The 22,748-nt window shown below is 59.6% G+C and carries 23 protein-coding genes; 1 reads left to right on the top strand and 22 read right to left on the bottom strand.

Annotation, left to right across the window (positions count from 1 at the left end; translation table 11 throughout):
• Positions 1-311: 311 nt before the first annotated feature.
• Positions 312-1,211, bottom strand: coding sequence for a tyrosine-type recombinase/integrase (locus VEZ38_RS17715; RefSeq protein WP_324895824.1), 900 nt, complete (start codon positions 1,209-1,211; stop codon positions 312-314).
• 386 nt (positions 1,212-1,597) lie between these two features.
• Positions 1,598-2,212 carry a hypothetical protein gene (locus VEZ38_RS17710; protein WP_324895822.1) on the bottom strand — a complete coding sequence of 205 codons (615 nt, stop codon included), beginning with the start codon at positions 2,210-2,212 and terminating at the stop codon, positions 1,598-1,600.
• Between the two features lie 137 nt (positions 2,213-2,349).
• Here VEZ38_RS17710 and VEZ38_RS17705 point away from each other — a divergent pair, with 137 nt between their 5' ends.
• Positions 2,350-2,496: a hypothetical protein gene (locus VEZ38_RS17705; protein WP_324895820.1), complete on the top strand. Its 147-nt coding sequence runs from the start codon at positions 2,350-2,352 to the stop codon at positions 2,494-2,496.
• 79 nt (positions 2,497-2,575) lie between these two features.
• Here the strand turns inward: VEZ38_RS17705 and VEZ38_RS17700 are convergent, their stop codons facing one another.
• The 20 genes from VEZ38_RS17700 to VEZ38_RS17605 all read right to left on the bottom strand — a co-directional run.
• A complete protein-coding gene (locus VEZ38_RS17700; RefSeq protein WP_414694738.1) occupies positions 2,576-6,886 on the bottom strand; it encodes a PolC-type DNA polymerase III in 4,311 nt (1,436 codons plus the stop codon).
• Between the two features lie 168 nt (positions 6,887-7,054).
• A complete protein-coding gene (proS, locus tag VEZ38_RS17695; RefSeq protein ID WP_324895818.1) occupies positions 7,055-8,521 on the bottom strand; it encodes a proline--tRNA ligase in 1,467 nt (488 codons plus the stop codon).
• Between the two features lie 9 nt (positions 8,522-8,530).
• Complete coding sequence (gene rseP / locus VEZ38_RS17690) at positions 8,531-9,811, bottom strand: RIP metalloprotease RseP (protein ID WP_324895816.1); 1,281 nt, start codon at positions 9,809-9,811, stop codon at positions 8,531-8,533.
• A gap of 112 nt (positions 9,812-9,923) precedes the next feature.
• Positions 9,924-11,069: a 1-deoxy-D-xylulose-5-phosphate reductoisomerase gene (locus tag VEZ38_RS17685; protein ID WP_324895814.1), complete on the bottom strand. Its 1,146-nt coding sequence runs from the start codon at positions 11,067-11,069 to the stop codon at positions 9,924-9,926.
• A gap of 38 nt (positions 11,070-11,107) precedes the next feature.
• A complete protein-coding gene (locus VEZ38_RS17680) occupies positions 11,108-11,902 on the bottom strand; it encodes a phosphatidate cytidylyltransferase (protein WP_324895812.1) in 795 nt (264 codons plus the stop codon).
• Positions 11,903-11,934: 32 nt separating this feature from the next.
• Positions 11,935-12,693, bottom strand: a complete 759-nt coding sequence (locus tag VEZ38_RS17675; protein WP_324895810.1) for an isoprenyl transferase — start codon at positions 12,691-12,693, stop codon at positions 11,935-11,937.
• Positions 12,694-12,771: 78 nt separating this feature from the next.
• Positions 12,772-13,326 (bottom strand): ribosome recycling factor, encoded by a 555-nt coding sequence (gene frr, locus VEZ38_RS17670; protein WP_324895808.1) that lies wholly within the window; start codon positions 13,324-13,326, stop codon positions 12,772-12,774.
• 8 nt (positions 13,327-13,334) lie between these two features.
• On the bottom strand, positions 13,335-14,060 hold the full coding sequence (pyrH, locus tag VEZ38_RS17665; RefSeq protein WP_324895806.1) for a UMP kinase: 726 nt from the start codon (positions 14,058-14,060) through the stop codon (positions 13,335-13,337).
• Between the two features lie 81 nt (positions 14,061-14,141).
• The gene (tsf, locus tag VEZ38_RS17660; RefSeq protein WP_324895805.1) at positions 14,142-14,792 is read right to left on the bottom strand and encodes a translation elongation factor Ts; all 651 of its coding nucleotides are present in this window, start codon (positions 14,790-14,792) and stop codon (positions 14,142-14,144) included.
• Between the two features lie 111 nt (positions 14,793-14,903).
• Positions 14,904-15,602: a 30S ribosomal protein S2 gene (gene rpsB, locus VEZ38_RS17655; RefSeq protein ID WP_324895803.1), complete on the bottom strand. Its 699-nt coding sequence runs from the start codon at positions 15,600-15,602 to the stop codon at positions 14,904-14,906.
• Positions 15,603-15,802: 200 nt separating this feature from the next.
• On the bottom strand, positions 15,803-16,318 hold the full coding sequence (locus VEZ38_RS17650) for a hypothetical protein (protein ID WP_324895801.1): 516 nt from the start codon (positions 16,316-16,318) through the stop codon (positions 15,803-15,805).
• The gene (locus VEZ38_RS17645) at positions 16,305-17,006 is read right to left on the bottom strand and encodes a hypothetical protein (RefSeq protein WP_324895830.1); all 702 of its coding nucleotides are present in this window, start codon (positions 17,004-17,006) and stop codon (positions 16,305-16,307) included. Before VEZ38_RS17645 ends, VEZ38_RS17650 begins: the two co-directional genes overlap by 14 nt.
• Before the next feature lie 30 nt (positions 17,007-17,036).
• Positions 17,037-17,357, bottom strand: coding sequence for a hypothetical protein (locus VEZ38_RS17640; protein WP_324895799.1), 321 nt, complete (start codon positions 17,355-17,357; stop codon positions 17,037-17,039).
• 40 nt (positions 17,358-17,397) lie between these two features.
• Positions 17,398-18,792, bottom strand: coding sequence for a FapA family protein (locus tag VEZ38_RS17635; protein WP_324895828.1), 1,395 nt, complete (start codon positions 18,790-18,792; stop codon positions 17,398-17,400).
• Between the two features lie 45 nt (positions 18,793-18,837).
• On the bottom strand, positions 18,838-19,629 hold the full coding sequence (locus VEZ38_RS17630) for a FliA/WhiG family RNA polymerase sigma factor (protein ID WP_324895797.1): 792 nt from the start codon (positions 19,627-19,629) through the stop codon (positions 18,838-18,840).
• Between the two features lie 16 nt (positions 19,630-19,645).
• On the bottom strand, positions 19,646-20,035 hold the full coding sequence (locus tag VEZ38_RS17625) for a hypothetical protein (protein ID WP_324895795.1): 390 nt from the start codon (positions 20,033-20,035) through the stop codon (positions 19,646-19,648).
• 3 nt (positions 20,036-20,038) lie between these two features.
• Positions 20,039-20,536: a chemotaxis protein CheD gene (locus VEZ38_RS17620; RefSeq protein WP_324895793.1), complete on the bottom strand. Its 498-nt coding sequence runs from the start codon at positions 20,534-20,536 to the stop codon at positions 20,039-20,041.
• Complete coding sequence (locus VEZ38_RS17615) at positions 20,533-21,120, bottom strand: chemotaxis protein CheC (protein ID WP_324895826.1); 588 nt, start codon at positions 21,118-21,120, stop codon at positions 20,533-20,535. Before VEZ38_RS17615 ends, VEZ38_RS17620 begins: the two co-directional genes overlap by 4 nt.
• 35 nt (positions 21,121-21,155) lie before the next feature.
• Complete coding sequence (locus VEZ38_RS17610; protein ID WP_324895791.1) at positions 21,156-21,617, bottom strand: chemotaxis protein CheW; 462 nt, start codon at positions 21,615-21,617, stop codon at positions 21,156-21,158.
• A gap of 19 nt (positions 21,618-21,636) precedes the next feature.
• The coding region (locus tag VEZ38_RS17605; RefSeq protein ID WP_324895789.1) for a chemotaxis protein CheA at positions 21,637-22,748 on the bottom strand (1,112 nt) is incomplete at its 5' end.

Raw genomic sequence — 22,748 nt, 5'->3', positions numbered from 1 at the left:
TAAGACTAACTCCTTCGAATTGACTCCTGGCACAAATTATTGAATCCACCCAATACATGAATCCGCCATCCAACCAATAATACTGAGGCGGATTCATGTAAAATACCCTAAAACCCTACAGTCAGGAATGTCACATAACGTCTTTTCTGCGAAGTTCAGTTAAAGTGCGACGGCCGGGGATAGGTGTAGTTCGTGGATGCTCCCCGGAGCTGAGGGGTTTGCGATGTAACGCAATTGAATAAGACTGGTGTCAGGTTTGTTCGATTCCCAATAAATATCAGGTCTCCAGCTACGCCTCCTCCAAGTAAGTATTAGTCAGTCATCGGTGGCAGGCGATCGAGCGGGCTTTGGATGTGGCGGATGTCTCTCATGCTGACGTGGGTGTATCGTTCCGTTGTTTTTAGATGGCGATGACCAAGGAGCTCTTGGATGTAACGGATATCGGTGCCAGCTTCGAGCAAGTGGGTCGCGAAAGAGTGACGTAAGCTGTGAATCGTGACCTCTTTGCGTAGGCCGGACTTGGCCAGCGCCTGTTCGAACACCTTCTGCGCGGTACGTTCCGTAAGCGGCTTTCGCGGATCTTGCCCGGGGAACAGCCAGAACTGCGGGCGTTCCGCATCAAGGTATCGATCGAGCTCACGCAACGCAGCCGCGGAAAGCAAGGTGTAACGATCCTTGCGCCCTTTGCCTTGACGAACCTTCAGCGTTCGCCGACCGACGTCAACGTCAGCCGGCTTCAGTCGCACGACCTCCCCGACGCGAAGGCCGGACGAATAAGTCATATACAACAAGGCGCGATGTTTGACGTTCGATACGGAACGGAACAGCTGCAGCACCTCTTCCAAGGACAAGACGGTCGGGAGCTTCTGCTCGCGCTTCGGTCGCACGTATTGTACGGAAACCGGACTCGTTTGGCACACGTGGCGCAAATAAAAGGAAATCCCGCTGACCGCTTGATTAATGTAGGCATGGGAGAACGATCGCTCCTGCAGATGCAAGTTATAGCGGACCAATACTTGTTCGTCCCAAGCGATTCCCGATTCGGCGACAAAGGCGAGGAACCGCTCGACATGCCCTAGATACGCCTTCACCGTTTGCGCGCTGTACCCGCGTGCCTGCAACTGGCGCCGAAGCTCGCCTTTCTCCTCTGCGGTCCAGGCCGGGGCCGTTCGTTCCCCGGAAAGAATCTCCAAGACCTTACCGAACTCCAAGCCGCGCAATTCCCATTCCTGAAGCAGCGATGGCGCAATCCGTATCGCGTTTCCCCGCAGGAGCGTCAACAAAGCGGCGACCGCGGCACCGCGAAACGGAATCTTCCAAGCATGTTGTTCCTTACACCAATGAACGCCGGGGATCCGATACAGCGAGGGAATTAAAGAAGCCGAGTAGGGAATCCGCGCTATCAAATGCTGCGTATCGAATGGTCCGAGTACGATTTGCATAGGCACAAATCCTTCCTCACGTGGATTATATCAACATTTCCGAAATTTAGGAAACAAAAAAGACCGCAACGCCAGGAACGGCGCGCAGTCTCCGATGCTTTCGGATCCGTCGATTACGAATAGATTACCATGTTTCCCAGAAAATGTCGACGGGGCTACGTGCGGGGCTCGGCGTCGGTGCCGGCGTCGCTGGCGGAATCGCCGCGAGACAGCTCGAGCGTCTCGAGCTCGGCGCCCGCGGCGTCGAGCAGCCGCAGCCGAAGGCGGGTGCTCGAGGCAGCGGGCAAAGCCGCAAAGAAGACGCGGACTTGGCCGTTCACGACGTGAAGCGGAACGGCATCCCCGCCGAGCGCGGCAGAGGCGACTCGCGCGTCAAGCACGAGCCCGACGACGGAGGGCGGCAATGCGCGGCGGGAGGCGGAAGCCGAAAGCGCGGGCAGCGCTTCCGCCATCGCGAGCGGCGGAGGACCGCCCTCGGCGGCATACCCTTGGGAGAAGCCGCCCGCGACGAGCGAACGCCAGCCGAACAAGGTGCGCTCGACGATCTCATACGTTAGCGCGTGCATGCCTTCTCCCGATCTATACGAGAAGATGATCGCGCCTTCCTCATGAGGAACGACGGCGTAACGGCCCGGGGCGAAGCTGTGGTTCGGGTGCGAAGCCGCCGCGAGCGCCGACGGCGCCGAGGTTCGGTATTCGCGGGCGACCCAGAGGCAGCCCCAGATCGTCACGATGCCGACAACCAGCGCGAGCCAGCGAAATCTAGCCATGAAGGGGAGCCTCCTTCGGCGGGGGTGTCATTTTCCCATTATAATCCTGCCTCGCTCCCCTGCCAACCGACAGCACGCACAGAATGACGGACCCCCGAACGGTACAAAATAACGGTGGTTCGGTGAAGCCGGCCATAATGACGAAAGGGGAACCGATCGACATGGCGAAGAAAAACAAACAACAGCAAAACCAAGAGAACGGCGGTATGATGAGCAACATGAAGCAAGCCGCGAAGCAAGTCAAGAACGCCTTCACGGGCGGCAACGAACAAAACCAGAAATAAGCTTCGAACGGACAGAAGGAGCGCAGCCGGCGAACCCGGGGCGCTCCCTCCGATACATAATGTCTAAAAACATAACGTTTTAAAATAAGGACAGTTGATTCGACTCCGGCAAGCCGCGGAAGCAGCCCATGCCGGTCAGCAGCTCGACGATCGTCTTGGACGCCTTCGAGCGCTGCTGGAAATCCTCGACGGACAAAAACGGCCCGTCCTCGCGAGAGGCAGCGATGTTGCGGGCGGCGTTTTCGCCGATGCCGGCCACGGCGGAGAACGGCGGAATGAGCGAATCGCCGTCCACCAAAAACTTACGTGCGTCGGACTTGTACAAGTCCAGCGGCTTAAACGAAAATCCGCGCGCCGTCATCTCGAGCGCCATCTCGAGCGGAGAAATCATGTTTTTCTCCTTCGTCGTGGCGTTGAAGCCCTTCTCCTCGATTTCTACGATTTTCGCGTAGATGGCGTCGTAGCCTTGCGCGAGCAGCTCGAGATCGAAATCCTCGGCGCGCACCGTAAAGTACGTCGCATAGTAATGAATCGGGTAATACACCTTGAAGTACGCCGTACGTACCGCGGAGATGACGTACGCCGCCGCGTGCGCCTTCGGGAACATGTACTCGATGCGCAGGCACGAGTCGATGTACCATTTCGGCACGCCGCAGCGCTTCATCTCTTCGATCCATTCGTCCGTGAGGCCTTTGCCTTTCCGGACGCTCTCGGTAATTTTGAAGGCGAGCGAAGCGTCCATGCCGGCTTTATAAATCAAGTACAGCATGATGTCGTCGCGGCAGCCGATAACGGTCTTGATATTGCAGGTGCCGTTCTTGATCAGCTCTTGCGCGTTGCCGAGCCAGACGCCGGTGCCGTGGGACAGGCCCGAAATTTGAAGCAGGTCCGCGAACGTCTTCGGCTGCGTCTCCTCCAGCATCTGCCGCACGAAGCGCGTCCCCATCTCCGGCACGCCGTACGTGGCGACCGGCGTACGAATTTGCTTCGGCGTCACGCCGAGCGCCTCGGTAGACGAGAAGATACTCATGACCTTCGGGTCGTTCATCGGAATCGTCGTCGGATCGACGCCCGTGATGTCCTGCAGCATGCGCATCATCGTCGGATCGTCGTGCCCGAGTATATCGAGCTTCAGCAGATTCGCGTCGAACGCATGGTAATCGAAGTGCGTCGTCTTCCAGTCCGCCGACGTATCGTCCGCCGGAAACTGCACCGGCGTAATGTCCTCGACCTCGATATAATCCGGGACGACGACGATGCCGCCCGGATGCTGGCCGGTCGACCGCTTGACGCCGGTGCAGCCGAGAGCGAGGCGGCTTTCCTCCGCGCCGCGCCAGCGCACCACCTTCTCTTCCTCGTACTTCTTCACGAAGCCGTATGCCGTCTTCTCGGCGACGGTGCCGATCGTACCGGCGCGGAAGACGCTTTTCTCGCCGAACAGCACCTTCGTATAGTTATGCGCATGCGGCTGATATTCGCCGGAGAAGTTCAGGTCGATATCGGGAACCTTGTCGCCTTTGAAGCCGAGGAACGTCTCGAACGGAATGTCTTGGCCGTCGCCTTTCATCGCGGCGCCGCATTTCGGGCAATTTTTGTTCGGCAGGTCGAAGCCGCTCGGGATGCTGCCGTCCGTAAACCATTCCGAATGGGTGCAGGACGGACATAGATAATGCGGCGGCAGCGGATTGACCTCCGAGATGCCGAGCATCATCGCCACGACGGACGAACCGACGGAGCCCCGGGAGCCGACGAGATAGCCGTCTTCGTTCGACTTCTTGACGAGGCGTTGGGAAATCAAATACAGCGCGGAGAAACCCGCTTTGATGATCGGCACGAGCTCTCGCTCGAGGCGCGTCGTAACGACCTCCGGAATCGGATCGCCGTACATCTCGCGCGCCGTGCGATAGCACGTCTCGCGCATCTCTTCGTCCGCGCCTTCGATGATCGGGAAGAACGGCGTCGACGGAAACAGCTCGATGTCCTCGAACCGATCCGCGAGCGCGTTCGTATTCGCGACAACGACCTCGAACGCCGTCTCCTGCCCGAGGAACGCGAACTCCTCCAGCATCTCCTTCGTCGTCCGGAAATGCGCTTCCGGCTTGCGCTGATCCTTCAGCGGGCTAAAGCCCGTAATACCGTGAATCGTAATGTCGCGGAACAGCTTCTGCCGCGGATGCGCGTAATGCACGTTGCCCGTCGCGATCACCGGCTTGCCGAGCTTCTTGCCGATCTCCAGCACGGTGCGGATCGCCGCTTGGAGCTGCGCCACGCTGCCGACCAACCCTTTGTCCACCAGGTGCTCGTAAAACGTGATCGGCTGAATTTCGAGCACGTCGTAAAACTCCGCCACGCTTTCCGCTTCTTCCCGGGACTTATTTAATACCGCTTCGAAAAATTCGCCCTTCTCGCAGCCGGAGACGACCAGCAGCCCTTCCCGCAGCTCGATGAGCTTGGTCTTCGGGATACAAGCGACGCGGTTGAAATAATCGGTATGGGATAACGAAATTAATTTATATAAGTTCTTCTTGCCCACCGCGTTGAGCGCATACAGGTTGCAATGGAACGGCCGCGTGTTCGATAGATCGGCGCCGACGTAATCGTTCAGCTGCGACAGCACCTTCATGTTGCGGGCGTCGCATTCTTTGAGCATATGCGTCAGCACGTCGCCGAGCGCCTTCGAGTCGTCGATCGCGCGATGGTGGCTTTCGAGCGACACCTTGAACTTGTCGGCAAGCGTGTTGAGGCGATGGTTTTTCATCTGCGGATACAACAGCCGCGCCAGCTCGAGCGTGTCGAGCACCGGGTTCGGCATCTCGGGCAGGCCGTGCCGCTTGCACGCCGCCTGCAGGAAGCCCGTATCGAAGCGCGCGTTATGCGCGACGAGCACGGCGTCCCCGGCCCAAGCAACGAACTCCGGAATGACCTCCGATTCCTCGGGCGCGCCGGCCACCATCTCGTCCGTAATGTTGGTCAGCTGCGTGATATGGTACGGAATCTTCTCGTGCGGGTCGATAAAACGGGCGAACTCGTCGATCACCTTGCCGTCGACCATTTTCACGCCGGCGATCTCGATAATCTTGTTCGAGGTGACCGACAACCCTGTCGTCTCGACGTCGTAGACGACGTACGTCGCGCCGGCGAGCGGCCGATCGTCCGGCTGCAGCACGACCGGCACGGAGTCGTTGACGACGTTCGCTTCGACGCCGTACATCATTTTAATTCCGTGCTTCTTGGCCGCCTTCGCGGCTTCCGGGTACGCCTGCACCGCCGCATGATCGGTAATCGCGATCGCCTTATGGCCCCACTTCGCCGCGAGCTTCACGTATTCCCCGATGTCGCTCACCGCGTCCATCGTGCTCATCGTCGTGTGCAGGTGGAACTCGACGCGCTTCTCGGCGGCGTCGTCCTTGCGCTCCGGCGGCGCCGGCACTTCATGCAAGTCGTTGACCATCATGACGAGCTCCGGCGTCATCATGAACCGGTCGTATTCGACCTTGCCGCGCAGCCGTACCCATTTGCCGACCGACAACAGTTTAAGCGTCTTCACGTCGTCCTTCGTCTTCGCGAACACCTTGCATTGCAGCGAATCCGTAAAGTCCGTCACGGAAAACTGGAAGAGCGTGCTTCCGTTGCGCAGCTCCTTTACCTCGAGCTGGAACACGGTGCCCTGGATGACGACCTTCTTTTCTTCGTCCTGCACGTTTTGGATCGGTACCGGCTGGTCCTTGATGTCGTACCCGAACGCCAGCCGCTCCGGCGCGGGGCCGTCCGGCTCCGGCTCGGGCTCGCCGTAAGCCGCCTCGGACAGCAGCTCCTGCGTAAACATCCGCTCTTCCTCGATGATCTTCGCCTGGAACCGCTCGTACTCCTCCGCCCGCGACTCGGAGACGAGAAATTTCACTCGCAGCTCCCGGGCGAAGTAACGCGAGAAATAGCCGCGGATGAGCTCCTCGACGCCCTTCTTCTTCGCGAGCTCGAGCGCCGTCGCGTCCAGCAGCGTAACGGAGACGAGGTTGCCCTCCGTCTCCACCTTCCCCTTCGCCAGCCACCCGTTGACCGAGGCGACCTCGCGCTGCGCCCATTCGACGAACAACGGCCAATACGCCTCGACGACCTGAGCGTCGGTCACCGCCTCCTCGTAAGCGAGCACGAAGCGGATCGCCGCGATATGCGCGAAGCGGTCGATTATTGCTTTGCAGAACGCCCGGTACACGTCCCGAGGCACGACCGTCGACTTGCGCAGGACGAACGTCCACTCGCGATTCGTCCGGCTCGTCTCCACCCGGTCGATATATCCGTCTTGAAAGAAAGAATCGATCACGTCGGTCGGAATGTTCGCCTGCTGCATGAGCAGCTCGAACCGATTTCGCTTATCAGCCGCAACGTTCAAGATTGCTTCCCCCCGATATTTCGTAGGTGCCGGCAGCCGCGAGCACAGTCGCGCCCGCGCCCGAAGTCGGCACACCTATCCCTCAAGAAAATAAAAAACCGCGGCGGCGCCATCAAGTACCCGACTTCGATAATTGACCAGCGTGCACGCCACGGTCTTGCCGTTCCTTTAGTACGCTCGCGCGAACGCGACCGTATGCTTCGCGCCTTGGCCGCACACCAGGCACGTCGATTTCGTCTCGCCCGGCTCGAACGGAATGTTGCGGCTCGTCGCGCCGGTCGCTTCTTTCACCTTCGATTCGCACTCGCGCGAGCCGCACCAGCCGGCAAGGACGAAGCCGCGCAGCTTGTCGTCGTTCGCCTCCAGCTCGGCCAGCGTATCTACGCTCCGAAGGTTGTCCTTCATAAACTGCAGCGCGCGGTCGTACATTTCCTGATGAACGTCGGCGAGCAGCTGCTGCACCTCGGCGACCAGGTTGTCGAGCGCGACGATCCGCTTCTCGCCGGACACGCGGGAGGCGAGGACGGCTTGTCCGTTTTCCAAATCTCTCGGTCCGAGCTCGATCCGCACCGGAATGCCGCGCATCTCGTATTCGTTAAACTTCCAACCCGGGCTGACGTCCGAACGATCGTCCATCCGAACGCGTACGCCGGCGGCCTTCAGATCCGCCAGCACGTCGACCGCCTTCGCGAGCACCGGCTCGCGCTTCGCCGGCGGTCCGATCGGAATGAGCACGGCCTGCATCGGCGCCACCTTCGGCGGCAGCACGAGACCTTTATCGTCTCCGTGCACCATGATGAGCGCGCCGATCAGCCGCGTCGAGACGCCCCACGACGTCGTATGCGCGAACTGCTGCTTGTTCTCGCGGTCGAGGTACTTAATGTCGAACGCGACGGAGAAGTTCGTGCCCATGTAATGCGACGTGCCCGCCTGCACCGCCCGGCCGTCGCGCATCATCGCCTCGATCGAGTACGTATCGACGGCGCCGGCGAACTTTTCCGATTCCGTCTTCTGCCCGGCGATGACCGGAATCGCGAGAACATTTTCCGCAAATTCCTTGTACACGTCCAGCATCTGCATCGTCTCGCGCCGCGCGTCCGCCTCGTCTTCATGCGCCGTATGGCCTTCCTGCCACAAAAACTCGCTCGTGCGCAGGAACGGCATCGTCCGCTTCTCCCACCGCACCACGTTCGCCCATTGGTTGATGAGCACCGGCAGGTCGCGGTACGACTGAATCCACTTCGCGTACATATGCCCGATCATCGTCTCCGACGTCGGTCGGATGGCGAGCCGCTCCTCGAGCTTCTCGCCGCCCGCTTCGGTCACCCACGGCAGTTCGGGATTAAAGCCCTCGACGTGCTCCTTCTCCTTCTCGAAGAAGCTCTCCGGAATGAACAACGGGAAATACGCGTTGCGGTGGCCCGTCGCCTTGAACCGATCGTCGAGCTGGCGCTGAATGAGCTCCCACAGCTCATAGCCGTCGGGCTTAAACACGATGCAGCCGCGCACCGGCGCATAATCCATCAGATCCGCCTTACGGATCGCATCCAAATACCAACGGGAAAAGTCTTCGCTCTGCGGCGTAATCTCCCGGTTTCCTGCCTGCCCTGCTTGTTTATCCGACTCTTTCGTCATAACCGCCCATTACCCCCGAAACAAACGCAAAATGTCGTTATACGTTACCGCCACCATCAGCAGCATCAGCATCGCGAAGCCGATGAAGTGGACGAGACTTTCCCGATTCGGATCGACCGGCCGCCCGCGAATCGCTTCTAACCCGAGGAAGATGAGACGGCTTCCGTCGAGCGCCGGCACCGGCAGCAGGTTGAAGATGGCCAAATACAAGCTCAGCATCGCCGCCCACCACGTGTAATACAGCATGCCGGCGTTCGCGAGCTGCATCGTCATCTCCGCCATCCGGATCGGACCGCCGAGATCGTCGAGCGTAAACTGCCCGAGAATCAACATCTTAAAGCCTTCGAAAATGGTCTTCGTCGCGCTCCACATCGTCGTCAGCCCGTTCGTCAGCCCTTCCTGCAGCGTGGCCGGTCGGGTGATCGGCGTCATCTCGACGCCGACGCGAATTTGCGTGTTGCCCGCCTCGTCGACCGCCTCGATCGGCGTCATCTGCACCGCGACCGGTTTGCCGCCCCGCAGCACGACCCACTCGAGCGGCCGATCGGCCGAAGCCGTGACGAGCTGGCGAATTTTCGACGTGTCCGCGCCGATCGCGACGCCGTCGATCGATTGAATGACGTCCCCGGCCCGAATGCCCGCCGCCTCGGCCGGCTCCCCGGGATTCACCTTATTGACGGCCACGCCCGTCGGAATGCCGTTCATGAAGGCGAACGCGACGAACAGCGCCGCCGCGAGAATAACGTTCATCATCGGGCCGGCGAAGATGGCGAGCGCCCGCTTCGACACCGGCTTACCGCCGAACTGCCGGTCCCATGGGGCGATCTGCGTCTCCTGACCGCGCGCGACGGTGACCGCCTTCGGATGAATCTTATAGCTTTCTTCGTCGCCGTCGACGTCCAGACGAAGGCGAAGAAGCCGTTCCATATCGATCGATTTCACTTCGCCGCGCACGGCGTTCATGCGCTCGTCGATCCGATCGAGGTAAATTTTCGTGACGACGTCGTCCTTCGACTCGACGGCGATCGTCTGGCCCGTTTGAATATGTACCGTCTCCGGGTCTTCGCCCGCCATACGCACGTAGCCGCCGAACGGCAGCAGGCGCAGCGTATATTTCGTCTCGCCGCGGCGGAACGCGAATACCTTCGGACCGAAGCCGATCGCGAACTCGCGCACGAGAATGCCTGCCCGCTTCGCGAAGTAGTAGTGACCCCATTCGTGAATCGTCACCAGCACGAAAAACAGCAAAACCGTTAGTGCGATGTTTTGAGGAGTCAATTGAGCCGTCATCAAAGTAAGCCGTTCCTCCCTTCCGCTCCCGGAGCGATGCAAGATGTCCGAGGCGGTATGTCCTTATAGCTTACCATTATTCCCGAGGACGCTTCAAGAGAACGGGAATCGGCTAAAATTTACAAAGTTTCGCTTCGCTCCGCGCCCATGCGTCCGCCTCGCGGATCGCGCCGAGGTCGGGATCGGCCACCGGGTCGTGCTTTTCGAGCGTCGTCTCGACGATGCGTTCGATCGCGAGGAACGGGATTTCCTCGGCGAGGAACCGGGCGACCGCCACTTCGTTCGCGGCGTTAAACACCGCCGTCGCCGTCCCGGCCGTCCGTCCCGCCTCGTAAGCGAGCCGGATCATCGGATATCGCTCGAAATCCATCGGCCGGAACGTCAGCTTCCCGAGCTCGGCCAGATCGAGCGATTCTGCCGGCGACAGCGGCCGCTCCGGATGCGTGAGCGCGTATTGAATCGGCACGCGCATATCCGGTGCCCCAAGCTGCGCGATCACGCTCTTATCGTAAAACTCCACGTACGAATGGATGATCGACTCCGGATGGATGAGCACGCGAATGCGGTCATAGTCGACGTCGAACAGCCAGCGCGCCTCGATGACCTCGAGGCCCTTGTTCGCCATCGTCGCCGAATCGATCGTCACCTTCGCGCCCATGGACCAGTTCGGATGCTTCAGCGCGTCCGCGACCGTCACCCCCTCGAGCTCGTCGCGCGTCCGATCCCGAAAGCTGCCGCCCGAAGCGGTGAGCGTCAGCGCGAGCACGTCGTCGATGCGCGAGCCGTTCAGCGCTTGGAAAATCGCCGAGTGCTCGCTGTCGACCGGGATGAGCGGCACGCCGCGGCGGCGCGCCCTCGCCGTCACGATATGGCCTGCGGCGACGAGCGTCTCCTTATTCGCGAGCGCGATCGCCTTGCCGGCTTCGATCGCGGCGAGCGTCGGCTCGCAGCCCGCGCTGCCGACCATCGCCGAGACGACGACGCTCGCGTCGTTCTCCGCGGCGACGGCCCGCAGCCCCTCCTCGCCGTACATTACGGTAATGCCTTCCGGAATGTTGCCCTCCAGCTTCTCGGCATGCGCTTTCGTCGCGACCGAGACGAGGCGCGGGCGAAATTTGCGCGCCTGCTCCGCCAGCAGCTCTACGTTCGAGCCGGCGGCGAGCGCTTCGACGCGGAACCGCTCCGGATGGAACGCGACGATGTCGAGCGTCTGCGTGCCGATCGAGCCGGTGCTGCCCAAGATCGATAGTTTCTTCATGCGTCTCTCTTCCTTCCCGTCGGCTTCTTAAAGAAGCCTCATTGCGGCAGCAGGCCGAGCAGGTGCACGAACGGAAACACGATAATCCAGGAATCCGTTCGATCGAGAATGCCGCCGTGGCCCGGGAGAATCGTTCCCGAATCCTTAATATTGCGAACGCGCTTATACGCCGATTGAATCAAATCGCCGAGCTGCCCGAGCACGGAGACGACGATGCCGATGGCGACGGCTTCCAATAAGGTAAGCAGCTCCGGACGCAGCAACGAGAACACGACCGCGGTCGCGATCGAGATGAGCACGCCGCCGACGGCGCCCTCGACCGTCTTCTTCGGCGAAATCGACGGCCACAGCAGGCGTTTGCCCAGCAAGCGGCCGGCGAAATACGCGCCGACGTCGGTCAGCCAGATGCAGCCGAACAGCAGCAGCGTCCAAAACAGCCCGTCCGTCATCCATCGGGTAAAAATCATATAATGAAAACCGACGCCGATATAGACGACGCCGATGAACAGCAGCGCGATCTTGTCGATGCTCGTCCGGTTTTGCGAGACGACCGTCAAGGCGAAAAACAAAAACATGAGCAGCCAGACGACGGTTTGCTGCGGCGGAACCGGCCAGCCGAACAGCACGCCCCACGGCACGACCAAATACAAAATGCCGGCGAAACCGACGAGCGACGCCGGCTCCCGTGCCCGCATCCCGTTCAAGCGGACGAATTCCTGATACCCAAGCACCGCGAGCGCGATAATCATAAGCGCGTACCACTTGCTGCCGGCGGCGAGCATCGTCAAGAACAAAAGCGCGGCCAGCAAGCCCGTAATAATTCGTTGGCGCATGATGCCGTCCTCCCTCCCTTTCCGCTGCCGCTTTACAGCTTTCCGTACCGACGCGCGCGACCTTGGTAGGAACGAACCGCTTCGTGGAAATGCTCCTTCGTGAATTCCGGCCAATACACATCCGTAAACCAAAGCTCCGTGTAAGCGAGTTGCCACAACATAAAGTTGCTGATCCGAACCTCGCCGCTCGTCCGAATGAGCAGGTCCAGTTCCGGCAGCCCGTCGGATTGTAGATACGAATCGAACGTCTCGTCCGTCAAATCGTCGACGTCCTTCTCTCCCGCGCGCACCGCTTCCGCGAAGCGTCGCATGCCGAGCAGGAGCTCGCGGCGGCCGCCGTAATTCAGCGCAAAATTCAATATGAGTCCGGTATTGTGCCGCGTCTCCTCGATGGCCGCGTCGATCGCCCGAAGCGTATGCTCCGGCAGCCCCTCCCGTTCGCCCATCATCCGAATGCGAACGTTGTTCGCCTTCAAATCGCCGATCTCGAGCGGGAAAAACTCCTGAGGGAGCTTCATCAGGAAGTCCACTTCCTCTTGCGGGCGCTTCCAGTTTTCGGTCGAAAACGCATACAGCGTCAATACCTCCACGCCGAGCTCGTTCGCCGCCATCGTGATCGTTCTGACGTTCTTCATGCCGGCCCGGTGACCGGCGACGCGCGGCATGCCGTGACGGCGAGCCCAACGTCCGTTGCCGTCCATGATGATCGCTATGTGCTTCGGGACGTTGTCCCGGAGAATCTCGCTCGATTCCGCCGGTTTGTTTCGGAACCAACCGAACAGACGGTTCATGACGCCTCCCCTTCCGCTCCACCGTATCGCGCAGTACGCAACAACCCCCTGCCGAATGCCAGGGGGCCGTAGGAGTGATCACACTTCCATGATTTCTTTCTCTTTCGCGGCTAATACTTTATCGACTTCCGCGACGAAGCGGTCCGTCAGCTTTTGGATGTCGTCCTGATGGCGCTTCGACTCGTCCTCGGAAATTTGATCCTTCTCGAGCTTCTTGATTTCGTCGTTCGCGTCGCGGCGAATGTTGCGGATCGCGACCTTCGCCTCTTCCCCGAACTTCTTCGTCATCTTGACGAGGTCGGCGCGCCGTTCCTCGGTCAGGGCAGGCATCGTCAGCCGAATCGCGCTTCCGTCGTTCGTCGGCGTAATGCCGAGATCCGACTTCATGATCGCCTTCTCGATGGCGCCCATCGAGCTCTTGTCCCAAGGCTGGATCATCAGCGTGCGGGAATCCGGCGTATTGATGTTCGCCAGCTGGTTGACCGGCGTCATCGCGCCGTAATATTCGACTTGAATCCGGTCGAGCAGCGCCGGCGTCGCGCGGCCCGCGCGCAGCGTCGACAAGTCGCGCTTCAGCGCGCCGATCGCCTTCTCCATCCGTTCTTCCGCATTCTTCTTGACTGCTTGCGGCATAGGGTATTTTACACTCCCTTCAAGATCGTCGTTCCGATTTTCTCGCCTTGCACGACGCGGCGAATATTGCCTTGTTCGGAGATCGAGAACACTACGAGCGGGATGTTATTGTCCATGCACAAAGACGACGCCGTCGAATCCATCACGCCTAGGTTTTGATTGAGCATCTCCATATACGTCAAGGTTTCGTATTTCACGGCCGTCGGGTCAACGAACGGATCCGCCGAATACACGCCGTCCACCTTGTTTTTCGCCATGAGGATGACTTCCGCTTCGATTTCGGCGGCGCGCAGCGCGGCCGTCGTATCGGTGGAGAAATACGGATTGCCCGTGCCTGCGGCGAAAATGACGACGCGGCCCTTCTCTAGGTGACGCATCGCCCGGCGTCGAATGTAAGGCTCGGCGACTTGCTGCATGTTGATCGACGACTGCACGCGCGTCGGCACATCCAGCTTCTCAAGCGCGTCCTGCAGCGCCAAGGAGTTCATAACGGTCGCGAGCATGCCCATGTAATCGGCCGTCGCGCGGTCGATGCCTTTCGCGCTGCCCGAAATCCCGCGCCAGATGTTGCCGCCGCCGACGACGACCGCCACTTCGACGCCGAGTCGGACGACTTCCTTCACCTGCTCGGCGATCGTCGTGATCATCCCTGCGTCGATGCCGTAGCCCATCTGGCCCGCGAGCGCTTCGCCGCTCAGCTTCAAGACGACGCGCTTGTAAACCGGTTTACTCACGTTGCTCCAGCCTCCGTTTCGATTCCGAGAAAAACCCCCGTCTTAAAAAAGAAGGAACACAACGTGTTCCTTCCGTCCGTCTTACTTCTTCACTTGCGCCATAACCTCTTCGACGAAGTTGTCTTGCTTCTTCTCGAGGCCTTCGCCGAGCTCGAAGCGGACGAAACGACGGATCGAAATATTCTCGCCGATCGTTGCGATCTTCTCGTTGACGAGCGTCTGGATCGTCTTGTCTTGGTCCTTCACGAACGACTGCTCCAGCAGGCAGAACTCTTCGTAGTACTTGCTCATGCGTCCTTCGACCATCTTGTCGACGATGTGCGCCGGCTTGCCTTCGTTGAGCGCTTGCGCCCGGAGAATTTCCTTCTCCTTCTCCAGCTCCTCCTGCGGCACTTCCTCGCGCGTAACGTACTTCGGGTTCGCCGCCGCGATTTGCATCGCGACGTCCTTCACGAATTCGCGGAACGAATCCGTCTTCGCGACGAAGTCGGTTTCGCAGTTCACTTCCACGAGCACGCCGATCCGGCCGCCCGCATGGATGTACGACTCGACGAGACCTTCCGTCGCAATGCGGCCTGCTTTGTTTTTCGCAGCCGCGAGACCCTTCTCGCGAAGAATTTCGCTCGCTTTCGTGATGTCGCCGTTCGCTTCCTCCAATGCTTTCTTACAATCCATCATGCCCGCGCCCGTCTTCTCGCGAAGTTCTTTTACCGCTTGCGCTGTAACCGCCATCGTGGGTTCCTCCTTATTTGTAAAGACAAAAGTCTATGTATCCGAAAAAAAGGGGAGTGATCGGTTTGATCAACCCCCACCCACCCTTTTCTTAGGTATTGCTTTCCATTATTATGCGCTCGTTTGCTCGCCTTGATGCGCTTCGATGACCGCGTCGGCCATCTTCGCCGTCAACAGCTTCACCGCGCGAATCGCGTCGTCGTTGCCCGGGATGACGTAGTCGATCTCGTCCGGGTCGCAGTTCGTGTCGACGATGCCGACGATCGGGATGCCGAGCTTGCGCGCTTCCGCAACGGCGATGCGCTCTTTGCGAGGGTCGATGATGAATACGGCGTCAGGCATGCCGCGCATGTTCTTGATGCCGCCGAGGAATTTCTCAAGACGCTCTTGCTCTTTCTTGAGGATGATAACTTCCTTCTTCGGCAGGACGTCGAACGTGCCGTCCGCTTCCATGCGCTCGAGCTCTTTCAAACGGCTGATCCGCTTCTTAATCGTCTCGAAGTTCGTAAGCGTGCCGCCCAACCAACGTTGGTTGATGAAGAATTGACCGCAACGCGCCGCTTCTTCCGCGACGGAGTCTTGCGCCTGCTTCTTCGTGCCGACGAAGAGAATCGTACCGTTGTTCTCTGCGACCGACTTGACGAAGTTGTAAGCTTCTTCTACTTTCTTTACCGTCTTTTGCAAGTCGATAATGTAAATGCCGTTCCGTTCCGTGAAGATGTACTTGTCCATCTTAGGGTTCCAGCGGCGGGTTTGGTGACCGAAGTGCACGCCTGCCTCTAGAAGCTGCTTCATGGAGATTACTGCCATCTTTCACGCACCTCCTCAAATGGTTTTTTTGGCCTCCGCCCCTCGCGTCTTGTCGACGGACTTCCGCTCGCGCGCAAGCACCCCGTCGGCAATTGAAGGGCGTGTGATTTTTCACACCGTCAATAACTATAACACAGCCGTCGAAACGAATGCAAGTTTGTTTCCGTCAGGAATGCCGCAGCCGTCGCCGCGCCGGGATGTTACGGGGTGATCAGCGCTTCGATCAGCTCGTCCGTCGTCGGCACGGCGTCGAAACGGTAATGCTTCGCCTGAATTTTCCCGGCCAACCCGCGCTCCTTCATCTCGAGCAAGAAGCCGTTGTAATCGGAGACGAGTCCGAGCTCGTACAACAGCTTGGCGACGGTCGTCAGCTCCGTGCCGGGCGCGACCGTGAACGCGTACACCATCGGGGACGGCGCGTCGGAGGGTGCAGCCGGCGGCGCCTCCTGCGCCGGCGCTTCGGCCGGCGGCGTCGCGGGCGCCGCTTCGCTGCGCGCCTGTTCGACGGCTTTCTCGATTCGCGCGTTCACCTCGTCCTCGTTGTACCATGCCACATTCGCGTCCTTGAGGACGAACCCGCTCGCCGCCGCAGCGGCTTCCAGCTCGGCGTCGGACAGGCCGACCGACGTTTCGCCGATACTGGCAAGCTGGAGCAGCAGCGCTCCGGCGATCAGTCCGCTGCCTAGACCGTACAAGTACGTTTTACGGCTGGCCATGATGCGGTTCCTCCTGTTTGGCGAGCCCGATGATCAGCTGAACCTCGCCCTTGTTCTTCCCCAGCTTCTTGGCGATGAATTCGATCGACTTGCCGCCGTCGTATAAATCGAATACGTCCTTATAGCGGGCTTTCACCGTGTTCGCGAAGCGAGACGGCGGCGACGCGATCGGCTCATGTCCGGGCTCGTCCGCCGGGTGCGGCGGCTTGCCCGCCGGCGTTACGGCGGCCGGCGTCACGACCGGCGTCTCGACGACCGGCGAGTCCGCCGTCGCCGCGGCAGAGCGAGCCGCCGGTTTCCGCTCGACCGCGGCGGCAGGAAGGCTTGCTTCGGCGATCGGCTCCGCTTCGGCGGACGTTACCGATTTCGTTGCGGCGCCCCGGCTTCGCTCCGGTTCCGGCGCGGAAGGCGAGACGATGCCTGCGCCGGCCGCCGAGACCGATTGTTTCTCCAGCGACTCGATCCGCGAAAGCAGCTTCAACGTCCGTTGTTCGTGCTCCCGCTTCATCTCGCCGACCATGCGGAGCAGTTCCTTATTCTCTTGTTCGATCTCGTCCGCGAAGTGCTGCAGCGTATCGCCCACGGAATCCAGGAAATCGTCCGTCACGGGCTTACGTTCCGGGGGGCGCGGCAGCATCGAGGCATACAGCAAGACGACGATGCCGAGCAGCGTCACGATCATCCACATTGGCAACGGCGTTCACCCTAACCTTATGATCTATAATGAAATATCGATATGCTTCCCTTTAAAAGGATGACCCGATTCCGGCGAGGTCAAACGGGCGTCTTCTTCGCCGCGCTTCTTCCGTCCGCCGCCGCGCCGCGACGACGTCTCGCCCTTGCCGTCTCCCTTGACATTCAAAAACGCGGACGCATCCACCTCCGCGCTTGCCTGCCTTTGCCGTTCCGCTTGCTTCGTCGTTTGGTTCGCGAGCGCCGCTTGCTCGTATGTAGGCTTATGGTTGAGTTGTTGCTGTACGTTCGTCGCTTCGGTCGTGCGCGGCACTGCGATCTGCATTTCGACGCCCTTCAAGCTCATCGCTCAGCCCCCCGTTTCGAGCCGGACTTACCGCGCTCCGTTAAAAGTTCGAGGAAAGCGTAATTTCTCCGCCCTGCAGCTGGAATGCGACGCGCGTCGTCGCATCCTTAATGAACCGGGTGTACCGGCCGATCACTACCTTCGTTCCGGAATACACCGTGCCGATAATTTCTACCTTCGCCCTCTCGATATCCTCCAGGCTGGACTCGATTTCCCAGACGCGGTCCTTCATCCCGGCAAGCTCTTCGGTCCCGGTGCGCTTCGTGGACAACAGCTTCGTACGAAGCTCCATCTTATCGGGCGTGAGCGTACCCGCGAGCGCCATCTGATCGAGCAGGTAGAGCGCTTTTTCCGATTTGTCCAAGTTTTCCATCACTTGCTTTATGGCGGCGCGGAGCTGCTGCAGCTCGCTGCGAAGCTCCGGCGCAACGCCCACCTCGAGGGACGTGGCGGTCGACATCGGGTTGCCGACCGTTCGCGCTTGGATCATCTCGCCCGCCTGGATGCTTCCGCCGACGATCAGTCCCTTCGACCCTTTGCATATGACGCTGTTGCCCGCGCGCACGTTCGAATGGAGAATGCTTTGGCTGACGACGACGTTCTGCCCGGCGAAGACGTTCGCTTCCTGCATGAAGGAGCTTTTCACATCGACGCCCGCTTTCACGTGGCCTTTGTTGCCGGCGAAGATGCCGGAAGCGATGTCGATCGAGCCTTCGGCCTCGAGCTCCGCGCCTTCGACGCCGCCGGTAATCCGGATGTCGCCCGCCGCTTTAATGCGAAACCCGCTCAGCACGTTGCCGCGAACGACGACCGTGCCGATAAAGTCGATATTGCCGATATGATAGTCGACGTCGCCGTTCACCTCGTATACGGGGAACACGTTTAGCTTCCCCTTCTCGGTCTGGGTGACCAGCCCGTCGATGACGGCGTACATCTTCATCTTTTCCGCGTCGATGACTACGTTCTTCCCTTGCTTAAAGCGGGCTTCTTTCCCGTCCTTGGCGATAATCGCTTCGCCGGTGACCGCCATGCCGGGCGTACCCTTGGTCGCCAGCACCCGTTGCGCGATCAACTGCCCCTTGGAAGCATTGTTCAACTTCAGCAGCTCGCGATAATCCACGGTGCCGTCTTCGTTTTCCTTCGGCTTTGCGGCCTTGCTCTCCAAACTAAACAAATTGTCGATATATCCGTCTTCCCCCGCGATCGGCGCCATGCCTTGCGCGACCAATAAAGGCGTGGTGACGTAATTTAACGGTTGGATCGCGAACGCCGCCAACGCCTCATCCTTAATGCCGTACACGACCCTGTTCGCCCTTAGGAGCTCTACAAGTCCCGCTTTCGTGATCGATTGCGCCAAGTCTGGTTCAGCAAGTTGTATGAATGCGCTCATTCGATCCTCGGAGACGGATACCGCAACCGCCGTTCCGAGATTCATGTTAAATTCCGCCGCCACATCGTACCCCCCTCGCGCTAATCTCCCTTATCGTTGCATCAGTTGATCCTTCGCGCGGCTCAGATGCCCGCGCAGGCGCAAGATCGCCTTCGAATGCAATTGCGAAATTCGCGACGGAGACAACGACATCACTTCCGCGATTTCGCCGAGCGACAATTCCTCGTAGTAGAACAACGATACGACCGTTCGTTCTTTCTCCGTTAATCGCTCGATCGCCTTCGCCAAGCTTTCCTTCAAAAACAATTCTCTAACGCTGTCCTCCGGATTTTTCGCCCGCTCGTCGACGAGCAGCGTCATTCTTGTCTCGGCTTCCTCCTCGCGGATCGGATCCTCCAGCGAGACGATCGAGGCGACCGACACCTCTTGGAGCATCTGTTGGAACTCTTGTTCCGACACCTGCAGATACTCGCTGATTTCGCCGTCCGAGACGCTGCGCAGATGCTGCTGCTCGAGCCGTTGGTACGCTTCCTCGATCTTCCGCGCTTTCTCGCGCACCGACCTCGGCACCCAATCCGCTTGGCGCAGTCCGTCGATAATGCTCCCGCGGATGCGCCAGGAGGCGTACGTCTCGAACTGCAGTCCTCGCTCCAAATCGAACTTTTCGACGGCGTCGATTAACCCCATTATACCATAACTTGCTAGATCGTCTTTAGACACATTTCGAGGCAAGCCGATGGCAAGCCTGCCGGTGACGTAATCGACTAAGCTTACGTAATGCTCGATAAGCCGCCGTTTCGCCTCCGGATCCCCCGATTGTTTCCAGCTGCGCCAGAGCGTTCCGATATCGTTCGTATGTTGTTCGGGAATGGAAAGGTCCATCGACTCGTATCGCCTCCTATTTCTCCGACATGTGTCTTAACGCTTGAGCAAGCAGTTCCGGATCGAGCGCCGGGTCCGTCTTCGCCAGCTTCGGCGGAGACAACGGGACAAAATCGAGGGCGATGTCGTCCTCGATGTCCGGCGTGACCGCGTCGATCGAACGGCCCTTGTCCGACTCCGCGGCTTCGCCTCCGTCCGCTTCCGCGCCGGGGTCGCCGGATGCCGCGCCTTGGAGCGCTTGTCCCAGCATCCAGCGAACGGCGAACGCGACGGCGACGGCGACGGCGAACGCGATCCCCGTCCGGACGCCGGCCGTTTCGATCGGATTGTTACGGAAGGACAACAGGAAGATCAGCGCGGCGAACGACACGCCGGCGATCGCGTTCCAACGCCAAGAGCCGATCATCGTTCACAGCTCCTTCGTCCCGTATTGAACGCTTCGAACGTATAACGTTCCTGTCGTCCCGTCGATTTCGATCGTACGTCCATAATTCCCACCCGTATCTTCCGCTTTGATCGGAATATTGTATCGCCGCAGCGCTTCTTTGCATGCCTCCACGTTTCGCGGTCCGATGCGCATCGTATCCGAAGCCGGCGACGAGAAGGTAAACATTTGGGCTCCGCCCGCCAGCTTCGCTTCCAAACGCCCGAGCGCGGCGCCAACATATTGCAGCCTCGCGATCAATTCGGGGATTGCGGTATCCGCGTACTTCGCCTTGTTCAGCTTATCGTCCTTGGCGATGCTCGACGTCGGCAGCATGACATGCGCCATCCCCGCGACGCGAGCGACCGGATCGTACAGCGTCACGCCGACGCACGATCCAAGGCCGGTCGTGCGCAGCGTGGCTCCCCCCGCCGAGACGTTCAAATCCGCCATCCCGATCTTCACGACTAGGCTTTCGCTCATTCAGGCGGCACTCCCAACGAAGCGAAGATGGAAGAAAACGATTCCGGATCCGGAATGAGAAACAGATTGCCCTCCACGCGATCGATGCCGTCGAGGAACGACGTTTCGATCAGCAGCGCTTTATCCCCCATATCCCCGAATTGGAGAAGACCGTAAGCGAGAATCGCACCCGCCATATCGACCGCGAAGCCCGGGACCGTCGGCGACAACGACAGGTTCGTGAAGTCGGCGAGCGAAGACAAATACGATCCCGCCAGGATGTTGCCGATTTCCGATAACGCCGATATCTCGAGCTCCGTGAACGGGTCCCCGCCTTGCTCCTCCATGCGCACGAGCTCGAGCAGCAGCTGCTTCGCGGAATCGAGCGACAAGAGAAAAAACAAATTGCCGGGCGCGTCCCCTTCGACGCGAAGGAACACCGCGGCGACGACCGCTTCGGGACCGCCCACTTGTTCGGCGATTTCGTCGAACGGGACGAGATTGACGCGCGGCACCGTCATGTCGACCGGTTTGTTCAGCAGCTTGGATAATGCGGTGGCCGCGTGACCCGCGCCGATGTTGCCGACCTCTCGGAGCACGTCCATCTGCGCGTCGCCGAAGCGTTCGAATTCGCTCAAGGTTAGTCCTCCATTTGCTCCAATTGGATGATTTCGCTCTTATTCAGCACTTCCGACAAATTCAACATAACGAGCAGCCGGTTGTCCCCGACCTTCGCGATGCCCCGCAAATATTTCGCGCGGATGCCTCCCACGACTTCCGGCGGCGCTTCGATGCGATCCGGCTGCACGTCGATGACGTCGTTGGCGGCGTCGACGATGAAGCCGACTTCGAGATCGCCCACGTGCACCATGACGATCCGGGAATTTTCCGTCGGTTCCGTCTCCGGCAGGCCGAAGCGGGAAGCGAGATGAATGACGGGCACGACGACGCCTCTCAGGTTCACGACGCCCTTGACGAACGGCAGGGTTTTCGGCACGCGCGTCATCGGCATCATGCGTTCGATCGTCTTGACGTGCTCTACCTCGATGCCATACTCCTCCGATCCGAGGGAGAATACGATCGTTTTCGTATCTGCTGCCATATGGACACTTCCTTCCCAACTATTTAATTAAAGCGTTCGTATCGAGAATCAAAGCGACTTGCCCGTCGCCAAGAATCGTAGCGCCGGATATAGCGAACAGATTCGTCAAATACTTCCCAAGCGACTTCAGCACGATTTCCTGCTGCCCGATCAGCTCGTCGACGGCGATGCCCGCGATCCGGTCGCCCTTGCGCACGATGACGATCTCCGTCTCCTCCTCGCCGAAATCCGAATAATCCGACACGTCGAACAGCTTGCTTAAGCTGATCAGCGGAATAACGCTCGACCGATATTCGAACATCCGATTCCCGTGCACGATGCGGATATCCTTCTTGTGAACAATCATCGTCTCCACGATACTGGACAGCGGAATCGCGTATTTTTCGCTTCCCAGCTTTACCATCATCGCCATGATGATCGACAGCGTCAGCGGCAGCTGAATCGAAAATTTCGACCCTTTGCCCGGAACCGACGTAATGTACACGCGGCCGCCGAGCGACTCTATCTTCGACTTGACGACGTCGAGGCCGACGCCGCGACCCGAAATATCCGAAATCACTTCGGCCGTACTAAAGCCGGAAGCGAACAGCAGCTGGTACACCGCCTCGTCCGTCATCGCATCGCCTTGCTCCTTGGATACGATGCCGTTCTTGATCGCGCGCTTTAGGATGACGTCGCGGTTGATGCCTTTGCCGTCGTCCTCCGCCTCGATAAACACGTGGTTTCCGCTGTGGAACGCCCGAAGGTGTACCGTGCCCGTCTCCGGCTTGCCCGCCCGAATCCGCTCCTCGATCGATTCGATGCCGTGGTCGACGGAATTGCGGAGCAAATGGACAAGAGGATCGCCGATTTCGTCGACGACGGTACGATCCAGCTCGGTATCCGCCCCCGTAATGACGAGATCGACCTTCTTCCCGAGCGTCTTGGCCACGTCCCGCACCATGCGCGGGAAACGGTTGAACACCGATTCGACGGGCATCATCCGAAGCTTCATGACGACGCCCTGCAGGTCGCTGCTGACGCGGCCCATATGCTCGACGGTTTCGATCAAGTCGGGGCGCTTCACCTCGTTCGCGAGCGCCTCGAGACGAACCCGATCGATGAGCAGCTCGCTGAACAAATTCATCAGCG

Origin of the sequence: Paenibacillus sp. (assembly GCF_035645235.1) — a bacterium.
In the GTDB taxonomy this organism is placed as follows: Bacteria; Bacillota; Bacilli; order Paenibacillales; family YIM-B00363; genus Paenibacillus_AE.
The sequence above is the reverse complement of the archived record's forward strand: the minus strand, read 5'-3'. Positions and strand labels throughout refer to the sequence as shown.